This window comes from Streptomyces sp. NPDC002088 (assembly GCF_040296605.1).
Classification (GTDB): domain Bacteria; phylum Actinomycetota; class Actinomycetes; order Streptomycetales; family Streptomycetaceae; genus Streptomyces.
This window is the reverse complement of the sequence record NZ_JBEOXO010000032.1, coordinates 44081-62042: the sequence shown is the minus strand read 5'-3', so window position 1 is coordinate 62042 and position 17962 is coordinate 44081. Positions and strand designations below refer to the sequence as shown.

Here is a 17962-nt window from a genome sequence, read left to right as displayed (position 1 = left end):
TGCTGCTTGCTTGGCTGATGTTCCGGCCCACTGTCCGATGTTCCGCCCCACTGTAGTGCCGCCATGCCTGGCACCGGGCTGTCGTCTTTCTGTGGTTTTTACGTACCCCTTCCCGTACATGTTCGAAGGAAAGACGCTCGCCCGGGTCCTTGTGGTTGCCGAAGCCGAACGTGACCGATCTCAAGCGGTCACCCGGGTGGCCCCGGTCAGGCACTTTTGCGGGCAGAGCCGACCAATCAAGATCACTTGCCGGTGGGCGGCGGGCGCATTGTCGGTGGCAGGTGCGAGGATGCCTCCAGTACTGGCCGACGTGCTCGTGTGCGGTGGGGGAAGTCCGCGGTGGGGGACCGCGGCGCAGTTCCGTCCTCGCCCGGCGGGCCCGCGCAGAAGGGACCGCTGACGGCGATGCAGATCCGGCTGACCGTCGTAGACCCGCTGGGCCCGCCCTCCGATGCGCGGGGCCGCGCCACGACCCGCGACGTGCTGGTCACGGCCCCCGCGGGGACGGCCCTGGCGGCGGTGGCGTCGGCGCTGGCCTCGGCGGTCTCCGGCGACGCGGGCGCCTCCTCCCCGCACGAGCGCGGCCGGGAGTCCGGAGGCGGTCCCGTGGTGCTGTACGCCGGGGCGGAGCGGCTGGACGCCCAGCGCTGCACGCTGGGCGAGCCTCCCTTGGTCGACGGCGCCGTGCTGTCCCTGGGCGCGCCCGCCGAGCCCGAGCCGCACCCCGAGCTCGACGACGCCCCGGCCCAGTTGCACGTGGTGGCCGGCCCGGACGCGGGCGGAGTCCATCTGCTGCACGGCGGCCAGGTGACCATAGGCCGCTCCGCCGACGCCGACGTCCCGCTCGACGACCCGGACGTCTCCCGGCTGCACTGCGCGGTCACCCTCGCCCCCGACGGCCGTGTCTCGGTCTCCGACCTCGACTCCACGAACGGCACCGCCCTGGACGGCACGCGCGTGCATACCCGCCCGGTGCGGTTCGCGCCGGGCGCCCTGCTACGCATCGGCGAGTCGGCCCTGCGCCTCGCCCCCGCCGGGGGGCCCGGAGCGCGGGTGGCGACGACGCCCGACGGAGAGGGGCACGTGCGCGTGCCACGCGGCGACGGGACCGGATCCGCCGCAGAGGGTGCCGGGGGCCGCGGTGATACGGCGACGGCACCGAGCCCGGCCCCGGGTGCGGCCCGCACGCGCGCGGCCGGCAGCGACGACGACGTGGACGGGTCCGCCGGAAGCACCGGTCACCGCGAGCGAACCGGATCCTCCGGAAGCACCGGTCACCGCGGGGGAATCGGCTCCTCCGGGGGCCCGGGGGACCGCGAGCGAACCGGATCCTCCGGGGGCGCGGGGGACCGCGGTGGTGCGAGTACTGCCCCCACGCGCGTGGGGGCAGTGAACGACGAGGGCAGCACGGACGGGTCCAGCACCGGCCACGCCTATGGCTCGGTGAGCTGGGGCGCCTCGGGAACCGCCCCGGGCGCCCGCGCACACGGCCCGGTGGAGCCGCCCGTCGTGCCGGTCCAGGGCGGGGCACCTCGTATCGAGAGCCACGGCGCCGCACCGAACCCGGTGCGCGGCGACGGCGGGCAAACCCACGCGGGACGGTTCGGGGCCGGCGATCCCGGCGGGACGACGGACGCGGGACGCACGCCCACGCACCCGCCGGCTTCACCCGCCCCGCACCCCAGCGACGAACCACAGGCCACACGCAAGCGCGCCGGCGGGCTCACCGCCTGGGCCCGACGGCTGGCGGGCGGGCGCGGCGCGCCGGGCGCGGGTGGACACGGGGCGCACGGCGAGGTGCCGGAGGGCGCGGCCGCGGGGCCGTCAGCCGTCCCGCCCCGGGTTCCGGAGACCTGGCCGGACCCGGCCGCCCTGCTGCTGACGGCGCTGGGCCCCGGCCCCCGGCTGTGGGAGCGCGGCCCGGGGCACCCGGAGACGCTCACGGTGCGGCTCGGCACCACTGACCGCACCGCGCCCGACGGCTCCGGACCGCTCTCGGCGGTACCGGTGACCGCGGACCTCCGCGAGGCCGGGGCGCTGGGGCTCGCGGGACCGCGCCCCCGGCTGTCCGGGCTGGCGCGCGCGGTCGTGGCCCAGCTCACCGCGCTGCACTCCCCCGACGCCCTGGAGATCGTCCTGGTCAGCACGGACCGCTCCCGCTCCCTGGAAGAGCGCATCGCGGAGTGGTCCTGGCTCGGCTGGCTCCCCCATGTGCGTCCGGGACACGGCCAGGACTGCCGTCTCCTCCTCGCCTACGACCGCGAACAGGCCGCGGCCCGCACCGACGAACTCCTGCGCCGGCTGGAGGACCACCTGGCGGACCCGGGCGCCGCGCCCCGACCGTCATCCCCCTACTCCTCCCCCTCGGCCTCCCCACGACGGCCCTCCTGGGCCCAGGACGCCGACGACACGGCGGACGCGGCCGGCGGCTTCCCGGGGCCGTACAGCGTGGTCGTCGTGGACGGCGACCCCGGGGGCGCGGACCTGCGCGAGGCGGTGGCGCGGCTGACGCTGGAGGGGCCGCGCGCCGGGATACACGTGGTGTGCCTGGCTGAGACGGCCCCGGCGTCGCCCGCGTCACCGGTGACGGATACGTACGAGGCGGCCTGCGCGGTGGCGCCGGTGTTCCGGGAGTGCGGTGCCGTGGCGCTGCTCAGCGGGGACGTGGCGACGGCGCTGCACCTGATGCGGGTCGGCCGGATCACCGCGGAGCCGCCCCGCCACGGCCCGGTGGGCCACGGCACGGTCGCCGCCGTGGACGCCGTCTCCCTCGCCTGGGCCGAGCGGTTCGGGCGGGCACTGGCACCGCTGCGTCCGGACGGCGCCCCCGGCGAGCGGCACACGCGCGTGTCGGTGCCGTTGCCCCAGGCGGCGCGGCTCCTCGACGAGCTGGGGTTGGCCCGGGCGACCCCCGCGTCCCTGATGGCACGCTGGGCGGACGCCGCCGACGACAAGGATGCGCTCGGCGGCCGGGCATGGGCCGTGCTGGGGGCGGGGCCGCGCGGGCCGGTCGGCGTGGACCTCGTCGCCGAGGGCCCGCACCTGCTGATCGAGGGACCGGCGGGCAGCGGGCGTACGGAGCTGCTGCGTGCCGTCGTCGCCTCGCTCGCCGCCGCCGAGCGCCCCGACCGCCTGGGCATCGTCCTGATGGACGGCCGGGACAACACCGGGGGCGCGGGCGGCGGTCACGGCGACGGCCTGCGGGTCTGTACGGACGTACCGCATGTCACCACCCATCTGACCGCCAACGACCCCGTGCGGATGCGGGAGTTCGCGCAGTCGCTGAGCGCCGAGCTGAAGCGCCGGGCCGAGCTGCTCGGCCGCTCCGACTTCGCCGCCTGGCACACGCACCGCGAGGTGTCGGGCCGTATCGTCGCCCAGCGCACGGCGTCGGCGCGCGGCACGTCAAGGGCCGGGACGGGGACCGGGACCGGGGCCGACGGGGCGGCCGATCTCGACGCGCCGCCCAGTTCGACGATCCGGCTGCGCCCCGGAGCGGCCCGCCAGCAGAGTCAGGCCGCGCCGCCGATGCCCCGGCTGGTGGTGGTCGTGGACGACCTGGACGCGCTGGTCTCCCCCGCGCTGGGTTCGCCGGGGCGGCCCGCCGCGGGTTCCGTGATGCGCGCGCTGGAGGCCGTGGCCCGCGAGGGCGAGCGGCTCGGCGTCCATCTGGTGGCGGCCACCGGCCCCGGTGGCCGTACGGCGGAGACGGAGCCGGCCCGCCGGGCCGCGCTGCGGGTGACGCTCGAGGCGCCGGCCTCCGGGACGGACGAACCGACGCCGGGACGCGGGTATCTGACCGGCGCGGACGGACGCCCGGCCCCCTTCCAGGGCGGCCGCGTCACGGGCCGCATCCCCCGCACGGCGACCCTGCGCCCCACTGTTGTCCCCCTGGACTGGCATCGCATGGGCGACCCGCCGGCCCGCCGCCCGGTACGTGAGCTGGGCAACGGTCCGACGGACCTGGCCCTGCTGGCCAGCGCGCTGGAGCGGGCGGCCCGGGAGGTGTCGGCGGCGGAGGTGCCGTCACTTCTCTAGCAAGGCCCCACTCTTCAGCAAGCCCCCACGCGTCTTCAGCAACTCGCCACGCGTCGTCTTCAGCAACTCGCCACGCGTCTTCAGCAAGTCCCCACGACCCCGGAGCAAAGTCACCCGCACGCCATCACGACGCGGTCACGATCGCCCACTTGACACCGTATGCGCTCTTGCCGACCCCAGGGACCCGGCGTAGACCAGAGCGCACGGGGCAAGCGCTCGACGTTCGACGACGAACGAAGAACGGGGCAGTGATGCGGAGCACGAGCAGAACACACCGGACAAGCGCGACAAGCAGGGCAAGCAGGGCCGCGAAAACCGCGGCGGCCGTCGCCGCAGGCGCACTGGCGCTCTCACTCACCGCCTGCGGCGGCAGCGACGACAAGAAGAGCAGCGGCAGCAACGAAAGCACCAAGGACACCGGCACCACCGTCACCCTCCCCAAACTCGACGGCACCACCCTGGAGGTCGCCGCCGTCTGGACCGGCGCCGAACAGGCCAACTTCAAGAAGGTCCTGGCGGAGTTCGAGAAGCGCACGGGCGCGAAGATCACCTTCGTGCCCGCGCAGGACCCGATCATCAACTTCCTCGGGTCGAAGATCGCCGGCGGACAGCCCCCGGACATCGCGATGCTCCCGCAGCCGGGCGCGATCAAGCAGGCCGTGGACAAGAAGTGGGCCAAGCCGCTGGGCGCCGAGGCCAAGGCCGAGCTCGCCAAGAACTACGCGCAGGGCTGGCAGGACATCGGCGCGGTGAACGGCACCCAGTACGGCGTCTACTACAAGGCCGCCAACAAGTCCCTGATCTGGTACAACGCCAAGGTCTTCGAGAACGCGGGCGCCAGTGAGCCCAAGACCTGGCAGGACCTGCTGACGACCTCTCAGTCGGTCTACGACTCCGGCGTCACCCCGTTCTCCGTCGCGGGCGCGGACGGCTGGCCGCTGACCGACTGGTTCGAGAACATCTATCTCTCCCAGGCGGGCCCGGAGAAGTACGACCAGTTGGCCAAGCACGAGATCAAGTGGACGGACCCCTCCGTGAAGGAGGCGCTGACCACGCTCGCCCAGATCTGGGGCAAGAAGGACTATGTGGCGGGCGGCGCGAAGGGCGCCCTGCAGACGTCGTTCACCAGCTCGGTCACGCAGACCTTCACCGGCGGCGACCAGCCGAAGTCGGCGATGGTCTACGAGGGCGACTTCGTGCAGGTCAACATCGGGCAGACGAAGTCGAAGGTCGGCACGGACGCGAAGGTGTTCCCGTTCCCGACGGTCGGCGACACCGCGCCCGTGGTCTCCGGTGGCGACGCGGCCGTCATCCTGAAGGACTCCAAGGGCGCGCAGGCGCTGGCGACCTTCCTGGCCTCGCCGGACGCGGCGACCATCCAGGCGAAGCTGGGCGGCTATCTCTCGCCCAACAAGAACGTCGACTTCTCCGCGTACCCGAACGAGGTCCAGCGCAAGATCGCCCAGTCGCTGATCGCGGCGGGCGACGACTTCCGCTTCGACATGTCCGACCAGGCCCCGCAGGCCTTCGGCGGCACGCCAGGCAAGGGCGAGTGGAAGGACCTCCAGGACTTCCTGAAGAACCCGACGGACGTCGCGGGCACCCAGGCGAAGCTGGAGAAGGACGCGGCGGCGGCGTACGGGAGCGGGAGCTGATCCGGCGATGACGTCGGCCACGGCGGCAGGGGTCCCTCCGACCCCTGCCGCGCCGAAGAGTCGCAAGAGCGTGACCGGCACCCGCAAGACCGTGGCAGCCCTGTTCCTGCTGCCCGCCCTGGTGCTGCTCGGCGCGCTCGTGGTCTACCCGATCGGGTACTCGGTCGTGCGCAGTTTCTACGACCAGTCCGGCGACGGTTTCGCCGGGGTCGACAACTACAAGGCCCTCTTCACGGACGACGGCATCCGCACCGCGCTGAAGAACAACGTGATCTGGGTGGTGTTCGCGCCGACGGTCGCGACCGCCCTCGGTCTGATCTTCGCGGTGCTGACCGAACGGGTGCGCTGGGGAACGGCGTTCAAGCTGGTCGTCTTCATGCCGATGGCGATCTCCATGCTCGCCTCCGGCATCATCTTCCGTCTGGTCTACGACCAGGACCCGGACAAGGGCGTCGCCAACGCGGTGTGGGTGGGCGTCCACGACACGTTCGCCGAGTCGTCGGCGTTCCCGAAGGCGCACCCGGGCCGTGATTCGCCGCTGCAAGCCGCACAGGGCGGCTTCATCACCAAGACCCCCGTCCACACCGGCGAAACCGTCACCCTGCCCCTCGTCGGCGTCGCCCCCGACCAGATGCCCGACAGCGCCGAGCCGGCGGTGGCGCCTAAGGCCGACCCGGGGAAGATCACCGGCAGCACCTGGCAGGACTTCACCCGGGGCAAGGGCGTGGGCACTCTAGGCGCGCCGGACCCGTCCGAGGTGGGCTACGCGGGGATGCGGATCGAGGCGGTGAAGGACGGCAAGGTGGTGGCGTCGGCGAAGGCCGCGGCCGACGGCACGTTCACGCTTCCGGCGAAGGCGGACGGGGCTCAACTCCGGTTGCCCGCGAGCAACTTCAAGGAGCCGTACAACGGCCTGGACTGGCTCGGCCCGTCGTTGGTCACCCCGGCCATCATCGGCTCGTACATCTGGATGTGGGCGGGCTTCGCGATGGTGCTGATCGCGGCCGGGCTCGCGGGCATGCCCCGTGAGCTGCTGGAGGCCGCCCGGGTCGACGGCGCCAACGAGTGGCAGGTGTTCCGCAGGGTCACGGTGCCTCTCCTCGCGCCCGTCCTCGCGGTCGTCGTCGTCACGCTGATGATCAACGTGCTGAAGGTCTTCGACCTGGTCTTCATCATCGCCCCGGGCTCCTCCCAGGACGACGCGAACGTCCTCGCCCTGGAGCTGTACCGCAAGGGCTTCTCCGAGGACCAGCCGGGCATCGCCAGCGCGATCGCGGTGTTCCTGCTGCTGCTGGTGATCCCGGTGATGTGGTTCAACGTCCGCAGGCTCAGGCGGGAGGTGCGGCGATGACGACGCATGCCGAAGGTCTCACCGAGGTGGCCCCCGTCGAGACCGTGAAGGCGAGGCGGTCGCTCAGCGCGCGGATCGTGGAGAAGCTCGGCGGCGGCCTGGTCCGGGTGTTCCTGATCGTCGTCGGCCTGTTCTGGCTGGTGCCGACGATCGGTCTGCTCATCTCCTCACTGCGCACGCCGACGGACATGAGCGCGAGCGGCTGGTGGAAGGTCTTCAGCCGACCCTCGCAACTCACCTTCGACAGCTACCAGAAGCTGCTCGAGAACGGCGACATCACCAGCTCCCTGGTGAACACGGTCCTGATCACGGTCCCGGCGACGCTCCTGGTCGTGGTCATCGGCTCCCTCGCGGGCTACGCGTTCGCCTGGATGGAGTTCCCGGGCCGCGACTGGTGGTTCCTGGGCGTGGTCGGCCTGCTGGTCGTCCCGGTTCAGGTCGCGCTGATCCCGATCGCCGAACTGTTCGGCAAGATCGGCCTGTTCGGCACGGCCCTCGGTGTCGTCCTGTTCCACACGGGCTTCGGCCTGCCCTTCGCCGTGTTCCTGCTGCGGAACTTCTTCGCGGAGATCCCCCGCGAGCTGCTGGAGGCGGCCCGCCTCGACGGAGCCGGCGAGCTGCGGCTGTTCGCGCGGGTCGTGATGCCGCTGGGCGGGCCCGCGATCGCGAGCCTGGGCATCTTCCAGTTCCTGTGGGTGTGGAACGACATGCTGGTCGCGCTGGTGTTCACCAAGTCCGGCACGCAGCCGATCACGGTCGCGTTGCAGACGCAGGTACGCCAGTTCGGCAACAACATCGACGTGCTGGCGCCCGGTGCGTTCATCTCCATGGTGATCCCGCTGGCCGTGTTCTTCGCGTTCCAGCGGCAGTTCGTCTCCGGGGTGATGGCGGGCGCGGTGAAGTAGCCGGAAAACACCCCTACTTGACGGGGCGGCCCGACATCGGGCCGCCCCGTCCCGTTCACCACGCATCCCCCGTATGCCGTACGCGCCGTAACCAAGTCACCCCATCGGCCGTTCCCGGGCAAGGCCATGTTGTCGCATTCCCGTCGTCCGCTCGGCGGGCAGGCGGGAAGGCGACGGCAGGGTCTACCGCCCGCGCCGACCCATGGATGTCCCTTGCCCAGGTTCAGTGTCATCGTCCCCGCGTACAAGGTTCAGGCGTACCTGCACGAGTGCCTGGAATCGGTGCTCTCCCAGTCGTATCCCGATCTCGAACTGATCGCCGTCGACGACTGCTCGCCGGACGCCTGCGGCGCGATCATCGACGAGTTCGCGGCCCGCGATCCGCGCGTACGAGCGCTGCACCTGCCGGAGAACCGGGGCCTGGGCCGGGCCCGCAACGCCGGGATGGAGGAGGCGACCGGCGACTACCTGATCTTCCTGGACTCCGACGACACGCTCACCCCGGACGCGCTGCGCGCGATCGCCGACCGCGTCAAGGAGACCGGCGAACCGGACGTCCTGGTCTACGACTACGCGCGTACGTACTGGTCCGGCGAGGCCGTCCGCAACAAGGTCGCCGCCCAGCTCACCGAGAAGGGCCCGGCCCCCTTCCGGCTTGCGGACCGCCCCGGCCTGCTCAAGGTGCTGATGGTGGCCTGGAACAAGGCGTACCGGCGGGAGTTCGTGGCGCGCGAGGGCCTCACCTTCCCGCCCGGCTACTACGAGGACACGCCCTGGACCTACCCGGTCCTGATGGCGGCGCAGACGATCGCGACCCTCGACCGGGTGTGCGTGCACTACCGGCAGCGCCGGCAGGGCAACATCCTCGGCACCACCAGCCGCAGGCACTTCGACGTGTTCGAGCAGTACGACCGGGTCTTCGCGTTCATCGAGCAACGTCCCGAACTGGCCCGCTGGCGGCCGCTGTTGTTCCGCCGCATGGTCGACCACCTCTCGACGGTGTTCACCAAGCCGGGCCGGCTGCCGCGCGCCGCCCGCGCCGAGTTCCTGCGCAAGGCCCGCACCCACTATCGCCGTTACCGCGCTCCCGGCGCCCCCGTCCCGCTCCGTTCCCGGCTGCGCCACACCCTGGTCCACCTCGGCCTGCACCGCACGTTTCGCGTGCTGCAACGGGCGATGACCCTGCGCCGCCGGACCGCCAAGCTCGCCGGCCGCCTGCTCAAGGCCGTGCGGGCCGCGGCCCTCCAGCTGCACTACCGCGTCCAGCTCCGCCTCCCGCTGCGCGCCGACCGCGCCGTCTTCGCCGCCTCCTGGGGCCGCGGCCACGGCTGCAACCCGGGCGCGCTGGAGACCGCCTTCCGCACCCACGCCCCGCACATCCGCACGGCGTGGATCGCCCGCCCCGAGCACCACCCCACGATCCCGCCGGGCCCCCGCCGGCTGAGCCCCGGCACGGCCGCCTACTGGACGGCGCTCGCCCGTTCCAAGTACCTCGTCAACAACGTCAACTTCGACCGCCGCCTGGTCAAACGCAAGGGCCAGGTGTTCGTCCAGACCCAGCACGGCACCCCGCTCAAGCACATGGGCCTCGACCTCCAGGAGCATCCGGCGGCCGCCCGCGACATGGACTTCGGGGAGCTCCTCAAGGGCGTCGACAAGTGGGACTACGTCCTGTCCGCCAACCGCCACACCACGCTGACCTGGGAGCGCGTCTACCCCGGCGGCTACACCACGCTCGAGTACGGCTACCCCCGCAACGACGCCCTCCAGCAGGCGACCTCGGCGGACGTGACCCGGCTGCGCGCGTTGCTCGGCATCCCCGAGGGCACGGTGGCGATCCTGTACGCCCCCACCCACCGCGACCACCGCCGCACCCAGCGCACCACCCTCGACCTGGAGCGCGTCCTGCGCCGCCTGGGCCCGCGCTTCGTGATCCTGGCCCGCGCCCACTACTGGCACGACGGCCCCCTGGCCGGGGGCGGCCGCGTCATCGACGTCACCGGCCACCCGAGCGTGGAGTCCCTGTGCCTCGCCTCGGACGTGCTGCTCACCGACTACTCGTCGATCATGTTCGACTACGCCAACCTCGACCGGCCGATCGTGATCCACGCCGACGACTGGGAGGCGTACGAGGCGGCCCGCGGCACCTACTTCGACCTGCGCTCCTTCCCGCCGGGCGCGGTCGCGCGCAGCGAGGACGAGCTGATCGACATCTTCGCGACCGGCCACTGGCGCGGCTCCCGCTCCACCCAGCTGCGCACCGCCTTCCGGGAGCGCTTCTGCCCGTACGACGACGGACACGCCGCCGAACGGGTCGTACGCCATGTGGTGCTGGGCGAGACGGCGGGGCTGCCGCCGTTCGTGCCGCTCGACGAGCGCCACCCCGCGCCGTCGGCGGCAAGCGCGCTCGCGCGCTCCCCGCTCGCAACGGTGCCGCAACCTTCCGGGCCCCGCCCCGTCACCGAGAGCCACTGAACGCCGTTTGCCTTTCCGGGAGTTCGTATGCGCCCCAGCACCTCGCGGCCCACCCCGACCCGGCCGTCCACCTGGCGACCGACCGGGCGGCCGGGCCGTATCCGTACGGCCTGAGCGCCAGGACCGCGACCAGGTCACCGACAGAGAAAGAGCAGAATGCCCCGCTTCAGCATCATCGTCCCGTCCCAGGGGGTCGCCGGCCGGCTGTCCCTGGCGCTGGACTCCGTCCTCGCCCAGTCCTTCGGCGACTTCGAGCTGATCCCGGTCTGCGACGCGCCCGACGCCCCCGCGGCGGACGTCGCCGCCGGGTATGCCGAGCGGGACTCGCGGGTGACCCCGGTGCACTCGCCGCCGTCCGCCGGTCCGAGCGGGGCGCGCAACACGGGGATGCGGGCGGCGAACGGCGTGTATCTGCTGTTCCTCGACGGCGACGACGTGCTCGTGCCGGGCGCGCTGGCCGCGCTGGCCGACCGCCTCGACGCCACCGGTGACGTCGACGTCCTGTACTTCGAGCACGAACGGACCCCCTGGTGGGAGGGTGAGCCGACCAATCCGGCCGCGCCGCTGCTGGCGAAGGCACCGGCGGGGGCCTTCGCCCCCGAGCGGGCACCCGAGGTGACCGGCGTGCAGCTGCCCGCGTGGAGCGCGGCCTACCGCAGGGCGTTCGTCACGGACCATGGGCTCGCCTTCCCCGACGGGCACTTCACGGACGTGGGCTTCGGCGGCCTGGTCACGATCGCGGCCGAGCGGATGGCGGTGCTGCGCGGTGTCGTCGTACGGCATCTGGTGCGCCGGCAGGGCAGCCGGCTCAACCAGCCGGGCGCGCACCACTTCGAGCTGCTCGACCAGACCGACCTGGTGCTCACGCGGGCAACCGAGCAGGGGCTGTCCGGCGCACGCTCGGAGCAGCTGTTCGAGCAACTGTTCGCGACGGTGCTGAAGACGGCCGCCCATCCTCGGCGGCTGCCGGCCAGGAAGCGCGCGTTCTTCCGCCGGGCGGGCAAGCTCTACCGCCGTCACCGCCCGACCGGTTTCCGTAGGCCCGGCGGCCGCCTGGGCGTGCAGCACCGGCTGCTGGCGGCCGGGGCGTACACGGCGTTCCGCGCGCTGCGCGGCGCCAACCAGTGTGCGACGAGGGCCGCCCAGCTCGTCCCGCGCCCCCGCATGCTGCGCACCAGCCTGCTGTACCGGAGGCAGCTGCGCCGCCCACTCGACCCCGACCTGGCCGTGTACTGCGCCTACTGGGGCCGCGGCTACACCTGCAACCCGGCCGCGATCCACGCCAAGGCCCGCGAACTCGCCCCGCACATCCGCTCGGTGTTCCTGGTCGAGCCCGACCAGGCGCACGCCATGCCGAAGGACATCGACCACGCGGTGATCGGCAGCCGCCGCTACTGGGAGGTCCTGGCCCGCGCCAAGTACCTCGTCAACAACGCCAACTTCGCCGAGGGCGTGGTCAAGCGCGAGGGCAGTGTGCACGTGCAGACCCAGCACGGCACCCCGCTGAAGAAGATGGGCGTCGACCAGTCGACGTACCCCGTGGTGGCGGCCGCGACCGGCAGCTTCGCCAAGCTGCTGGGCCGCGTCGACCGCTGGGACTACAACCTCTCCTCCAACCGCCACTCCACCCAGATGTGGGAGCGCGCCTTCCCCGGCTCGTACGAGTCCCTGGAGTACGGCTATCCACGCAACGACGTCTACTGCACGGCGACCGCCGACGACGTGGCCCGCGTCCGCCGCGAACTGGGCGTTCCGGAGGGCAGGACGGCCGTCCTCTACGCCCCCACCCACCGCGACCACCACACCGGCTTCGAGGCGGGTCTGGACCTGGAGGCCTTCTGCGAGGAGGCCGGCGAGGACGTCGTGGTGCTGCTGCGCGCCCACTACTTCTACGACCGGGGGCGCGGGAACAGCAGCGGCCGGATCATCGACGTCACCTCGCACCGCTCCTCCGAGGACGTCTGTCTGGCCGCCGACGCGCTGGTCACCGACTACTCGTCGATCATGTTCGACTACGCCAACCTGGACCGGCCGATCGTCGTGTACGCCGACGACTGGGAGGTCTACCAGGAGACACGGGGCGTCTACTTCGATCTGCTGGAGGCACCGCCGGGCCCGGTGGCCCGCACGCCTCAGGAGCTTGCCGGGGTCTTCCGCGACGGTTCGTACGCGGGGCCGCAGTCACGCGCGCTGCGGGCCGCCTTCCGGGCGCGTTTCTGCCAGTTCGACGACGGCCGGGCCGCCGAGCGGGTCGTACGCCGGGTGCTGCTCGGCGAGCCGCCGGAGGCGATCCCGCCCGTACTGCCGCTCGCGGAGCGCGTCCCGGCCCCCGCCGCCGCCACCCTCGTAAGGAGCTGACCCCGTAGTGCCCCGCTTCAGCGTCATCATTCCCTGCTTCAAGGTGCAGGGCTTCCTGCGCGAGTGCCTCGACTCGGTCCTGGAGCAGTCGTACCGGGACATCGAGGTGATCGCCGTCGACGACTGCTCCCCGGACGGCTGCGGAGCGATCCTCGACGAGTACGCGGCCCGCGACCCGCGCGTCACGGTGCTGCACCTGCCGGAGAACGTCGGCCTGGGCCGCGCCCGCAACGCCGGGATCCCCCACGCCACCGGCGACTTCCTCTTCTTCCTCGACAGCGACGACACCCTCACCCCGGGCGCGCTGCGCGCGATGGCCGACCGGCTCGACGAGACGGCCGACCCGGACGTCCTGGTCTTCGACTACGCCCGCACCTACTGGTGGGGCGGGACGCGGCGCAACGTCCTCGCCCACGTGCTCACAGAGGCGGGCGACGGCACCTTCACGGTCGCCGAACACCCCGAGATCCTCGACCTGTTGATGGTGGTCTGGAACAAGGTCTACCGCCGGGAGTTCGTGGCGAAGAACGGCTTCGAGTTCCCGCCCGGCTACTACGAGGACACGCCCTGGACGTTCCCGGTCATGCTCAGCGCCGGGCGGATCGCCACGCTGGACCGGATCTGCCTGAACTACCGCCAGCGCCGCCAGGGAAACATCCTGTCCACCACCAGCCGCAAGCACTTCGACATCCACGAGCAGTACGAGCGGGTCTTCGCCTTCGTCGACTCCCGCCCGGCCCTGGCCACTTGGCGCCCGTACCTGCACCGCAAGATGGGCGAGCACTGCCTCGACATCCTCGCCAAGCCGGACCGGCTGCCGTCGTCGGACAAGGCCGAGTTCTTCCGGCTCACGGCGGAGATGTTCCGCACGCACAAGCCGGCGGGCGCGCCGGTGGACGGTGAACTGCGGCTGCTGGAAGGCGGTTACGCGGCCTACCTGGTGAGGCGGCAGGCCGAGCGCGCGGGCCGGGAGCTCGTACGGCGGGTGCTGCCGGCCCGCAAGGCGGCGGCCGGGCGGGTCAAGCAGGGGTGGTCGGTGCTCCACGCCCGCCGTCCGCTCGACCCGAACCTCGCCGTGTACTCGGCGTTCTCGCACCGGGGTGTGCTCGGCGACCCGGCGGCCGTCTACCGCAAGGCGCTGGAGATCGCCCCGCACATCCGCGGGGTGTGGGTGGTGCGGAGCGAGGAGGAGGCGGCGGACGCGACGCTGCTGCCGGCGGGCGTGGAGCACGTGTTCCTCGACTCCCTGCGCTACCGCGAGATCACCTCGCGGGCGACGTACTTCGTCAACAACGTCAACTGGCCGGGCACGCTGGTCAAACGCCCCGGCAGCGTGCACATCCACACCCACCAGGGCACCCCGCTGAAGTACATGGCGGCCGACCTGCTCGACAAGCCCGGCGCCCGGCACGGCTTCGACGTGCCGCAGATGCTGCGCCGCGCCGACCGCTGGGACCACAGCCTGGTCGCCAACCGGCACTCCGAGCTGGTGTGGGAGCGGGCGTACCCGTGCCACTTCACGTCCGCGCGCACGGGCAGCCCCCGCAACGACGTCCTGGTCGGTGCCGGGCCGCAGGAGAGTGCGGCGGCCCGGGCGCGGCTGGGCATCCCGCAGGACCACACGGTGGTGCTGTACGCGCCGACCCGCCGCGACTACCGGCGCGGCGGCCATGTCGACCGCCTCGACCTGGCCCGGTTCGCCGAGGACCTGGGCGAGGGCCACACCCTCGTCGTACGGCTGCACCCCTCGCTCGCCACCGGCCCGGCGCGCGGGCTGGGCCTGGCGGACCTGCACCGGCGCGGGGTGCTGGTCGACGCGACGGACGAGCCGCACGTCGAGGACGTCATGCTCGCCTCCGACGTGCTGGTCACCGACTACTCGGCCCTGCTGTTCGACTACGCCAACCTGGACCGGCCGATCGTCGTCCACGCCGACGACTGGGCCGCGTACACGGCGAGCCGGGGCGCCTACTTCGACATCACCGCCGAACCCCCCGGCCATGTCTCGCGCACCTACCGGGAACTGGCCTGGCTGCTGGCCTCCGGCAGCTGGCGGGACGAGGAGTCGACGCGGCTGCGGGCCGGCTTCCGGACGCGGTACTGCGAGTACGACGACGGGCACGCCGCCGAACGCGTCGTACGGACCCTGATGCTGGGCGAGTCCATGCCACCGGCGTCCGCCACGGCCCGGGTGCCGGAACCGGCCGGCGCCGGGCAGCACGACCTGCTCGCATCCTCATGAGGCCCCGTACCTGGGTACTCGTCCTGGCCGCGGTCTTCGCCCTGCTCCAGCTCGCGAACGTCACCGGCCGGGACACCCCCGACACCAAGAACTACCTGTCCTACGCGCTGAGCCTGCGCGGCGAGGACAAGCACGCGGCGGCGGCCAGGACCATCGACTACGCCTGCTCGGGCAAGGCGTCGATCACGCGCCGCAACCAGAGCGTGGACGTGATCCGCTTCCACCGGCCGGACCCCACCGCACGGGTCCTGGCAGCGTGCCGGGCCCAGGAGTGGCAGGCCGTCGGGGCACGGCTCGAGGCCGGGCAGACCGGCGGGCACACCGTGCCGTACATGCCCGAACGGTTCATGCGGATCTTCGAGGTGCGGCCCGGCTACCCGGTGTTCCTGCTGCCGTTCATCACGGTGCTCGGCGTGACGTGGGGCCTGTGGGCGGCGAGCGTCGTCGTCACGGTCGCGGGCGGTGTCCTCGCCTTCCTGATCCTGCGGACGCTGCGCACTCCGACGGCCCTGTGCCTGACCGGGCAGGCCCTGTTCTACGTCCTGCCGTGCGGCACCACCGCCATGCGCCCGATGACCGAGGGCCTGCTGCTGACGCTGACCCTGACGGCGGTGTGGGGCTGCGCGCTGGCACTGGACGGGCGGGTGCGGACGGGGACTCTGCTCGTCTGCGGTGCGCTGGCCGCGCTGTTCACCGTGAAGCACTCCCAGGCACTGTTCCTCGGACTGTGCCTGGCGGGGGCGGGCGCGGCGATCGGTGTACGACGACGGCGGGCGGGCGCGCCGTACGGGCGCGGCCTCGTGGCGGTCACGGCGGCGGGCTGCTGCGGTGCGCTCGGAACGCTGCTGCTGGCGAAGGTGCTGCACTATCCGTCCGAGTCGGAGAGCCTCCAGGACCTGCTCACCGGCCACTTCTCGCGGCCCGACCGGGCCCACCCGTGGTCGGAGTTCTACCACCTCCAGCTCAACTTCTGGGTGGAGTGGCTGCGGCGGCAGCTGTGGGAGCCGTTCTTCGTGGCCGCGCTGGCCGCGGGGGCGTGGGGGGCGCTGCGGCGCCGGGCGTTCGGCTGCTTCCTGCTCGCGGCCGCGTTCACCGGGATCCTCACCCAGGCCGGGCACCCCGACATCAACATCTGGGGCGACCGGCTGATCGTGCTGGCGTGGCTGCTGCCGGTGGTGGGGGTGCCGCTGCTGCTGGAGCCCGTCGTGCGGGGTCGGGTCGTCGTGCCCATGCAGGACCGGATCAAGCAGGCTCACTCGATGAGGTGACAGTCGGTAGGGCCGTTGACTCCAGCGGGAAGATACGGCCAATGCCCCTGATGTCCCTTTCCGTCCCCGTGCCGGTCCGGTGAGCGCCGGCGCCCTCGTCCGACGGCCGGCGCGCGGAGCCACGGCGCTGCGCGGCGGCCGCGTCCGGCATCCGACCCCGTACCAGGTCTTCGGCTTCCTGTTCTGGCTGGTGATGTCGCTGGCGTACTGGCGGGTCCCGCTGTGCTGCGACGCGGGCCAGCACGCGGCGGTCGTCGAACGCCTCGAGGCGCATCTCCTCCACCCCCGCCACCCGATGGCGGACCTGCCGGGCGCGGGCAGCCCGTACTACTCGCCGTACGCGGTCGCGCAGGGCGCGTTCGCCCGGCTGACGGGGCTGTCCGGCTGGGCGGTGGTGAAGCTCGCCGGGCCGGTGAACCTGCTGGTGCTGCTGACCGGCATCGGCCGCTTCGTGCGTGTGCTGACGCCCCGGCCGTGGGCGCCGGTGCTGGCGCTGGCCTCGATGACGCTGCTGTGGGGTACCGAGCGGGCCTGGTGGAGCGGCTATCTCGGGCTGATGTCGATGACCGGCACCCTCGCCTACCCGTCCGCATTCGCGATCGGGCTCGCCTTCTGGGCCTGGTCCCTGACGGGCACACGGGCACGGGACACGCGGCAGGTGCGGTACGTGGGACCCAGCGGGCTGCGCGGCTTCACCGGGTACGCGGGGCTCGGCGCGCTGTACGGGTTGATCCTGCTCGTCCATCCGATCACGTCGGTGGCGGCGGTGCTGGGGGCGGTGGCCTGTGTCGCCGGGTGGCAGCGGGAATGGCGACCGGCGGTGGTGCTGCGGTGGGCGGTGGCGGGCGCGATGGCACTGGCCGTCGCGGCGAGCTGGCCGTACTTCGACGTGTTCGCCCTGGCCGGTGACGGCAGTGTGGACGCGATGCACCAACGGCTGTACCTGGGCCTCGGCGGGCACTTCTGGCTGGCGCTGCTGGGGGTGCCGGTGCTGTGGCTGCGGGCGCGCAGAACGTCGTGGCGGGATCCGTTGGCGCTGATGTTCGTACTGGACTGCCTGGTGGTGACGTACGGCTGGTTCAGCGGTCACTACACCTACGGCCGGATCCTCGGGCTGACGCTCGTGGGGCCGCAGTTCGCGCTGGCGGTGGAGCTGGCGGCGGTGCGGCCGTGGCCGGTGTGGCGGCGGGCGCTGGGCACGGTGGCGACGGCCGGGGCCTGCCTGGGCTTCCTCACCGTGCAGGCGGGGGCCGTGGTGCCGCCCTCGCTGGACCCGGTCGGCTTCGAGCAGCCGCCGGACTGGCCCTCGTACGACTGGGCCGCGCGGCACATCGGGCCCGGCGAGGTCGTGATCACCGACGGGTACTACGCCGTCCACGCGATCGCGGGCTACGGCCCGAACCTCGCCGCGCCCGCCTGGCCGGACGCGGCCCTGGACGAGCGGGTCCGGCTTCGCCGGCTCGCCGACGTCCAGGCCTACCTCTCCCCGTCCGCGACCCGCGCCGAGCGCACCTCCATCGCCCGCCGCTACCACGTGCGCTGGCTGCTGCTGACGCGCTGGCGCAAGGTGCCCGAGGAGGCGGTGGTGGTGGCGTGGAGCCGGCGGACGGGAGAGGTGCTGGCGCGGGTCGACGACGGTTCCCGCGGGGGATCTGCTCGATCTACTTGAT

At 72.6% G+C, this 17962-nt stretch carries 9 protein-coding genes; all 9 read left to right on the top strand.

The genetic code is table 11. The features are described 5' to 3' along the window. The first annotated feature begins 405 nt into the window (after positions 1–405). Entirely contained in the window at positions 406–4038 is a 3633-nt protein-coding gene (locus tag ABT114_RS42575; RefSeq protein WP_351150397.1) for an FHA domain-containing protein, read from the top strand. A 251-nt stretch (positions 4039–4289) separates the two neighbouring features. Continuing rightward, positions 4290–5693: an ABC transporter substrate-binding protein gene (locus tag ABT114_RS42570; protein WP_351150325.1), complete on the top strand. Its 1404-nt coding sequence runs from the start codon at positions 4290–4292 to the stop codon at positions 5691–5693. Between the two features lie 7 nt (positions 5694–5700). Further along, entirely contained in the window at positions 5701–7044 is a 1344-nt protein-coding gene (locus tag ABT114_RS42565) for a carbohydrate ABC transporter permease (protein ID WP_351150322.1), read from the top strand. Further along, positions 7041–7949: a carbohydrate ABC transporter permease gene (locus ABT114_RS42560; protein ID WP_351150320.1), complete on the top strand. Its 909-nt coding sequence runs from the start codon at positions 7041–7043 to the stop codon at positions 7947–7949. The genes ABT114_RS42565 and ABT114_RS42560 overlap by 4 nt, the downstream gene beginning before the upstream one ends. Positions 7950–8162: 213 nt before the next feature. Next, complete coding sequence (locus ABT114_RS42555; protein WP_351150318.1) at positions 8163–10424, top strand: bifunctional glycosyltransferase/CDP-glycerol:glycerophosphate glycerophosphotransferase; 2262 nt, start codon at positions 8163–8165, stop codon at positions 10422–10424. 156 nt (positions 10425–10580) lie between these two features. Further along, complete coding sequence (locus tag ABT114_RS42550) at positions 10581–12782, top strand: bifunctional glycosyltransferase/CDP-glycerol:glycerophosphate glycerophosphotransferase (RefSeq protein WP_351150316.1); 2202 nt, start codon at positions 10581–10583, stop codon at positions 12780–12782. Between the two features lie 7 nt (positions 12783–12789). Beyond that, the gene (locus ABT114_RS42545) at positions 12790–15024 is read left to right on the top strand and encodes a bifunctional glycosyltransferase/CDP-glycerol:glycerophosphate glycerophosphotransferase (RefSeq protein WP_351150313.1); all 2235 of its coding nucleotides are present in this window, start codon (positions 12790–12792) and stop codon (positions 15022–15024) included. Then, positions 15021–16292: a hypothetical protein gene (locus ABT114_RS42540; protein WP_351150310.1), complete on the top strand. Its 1272-nt coding sequence runs from the start codon at positions 15021–15023 to the stop codon at positions 16290–16292. Before ABT114_RS42545 ends, ABT114_RS42540 begins: the two co-directional genes overlap by 4 nt. 79 nt (positions 16293–16371) lie before the next feature. After that, positions 16372–17961: a hypothetical protein gene (locus tag ABT114_RS42535; protein WP_351150307.1), complete on the top strand. Its 1590-nt coding sequence runs from the start codon at positions 16372–16374 to the stop codon at positions 17959–17961. Position 17962: the final 1 nt, after the last annotated feature.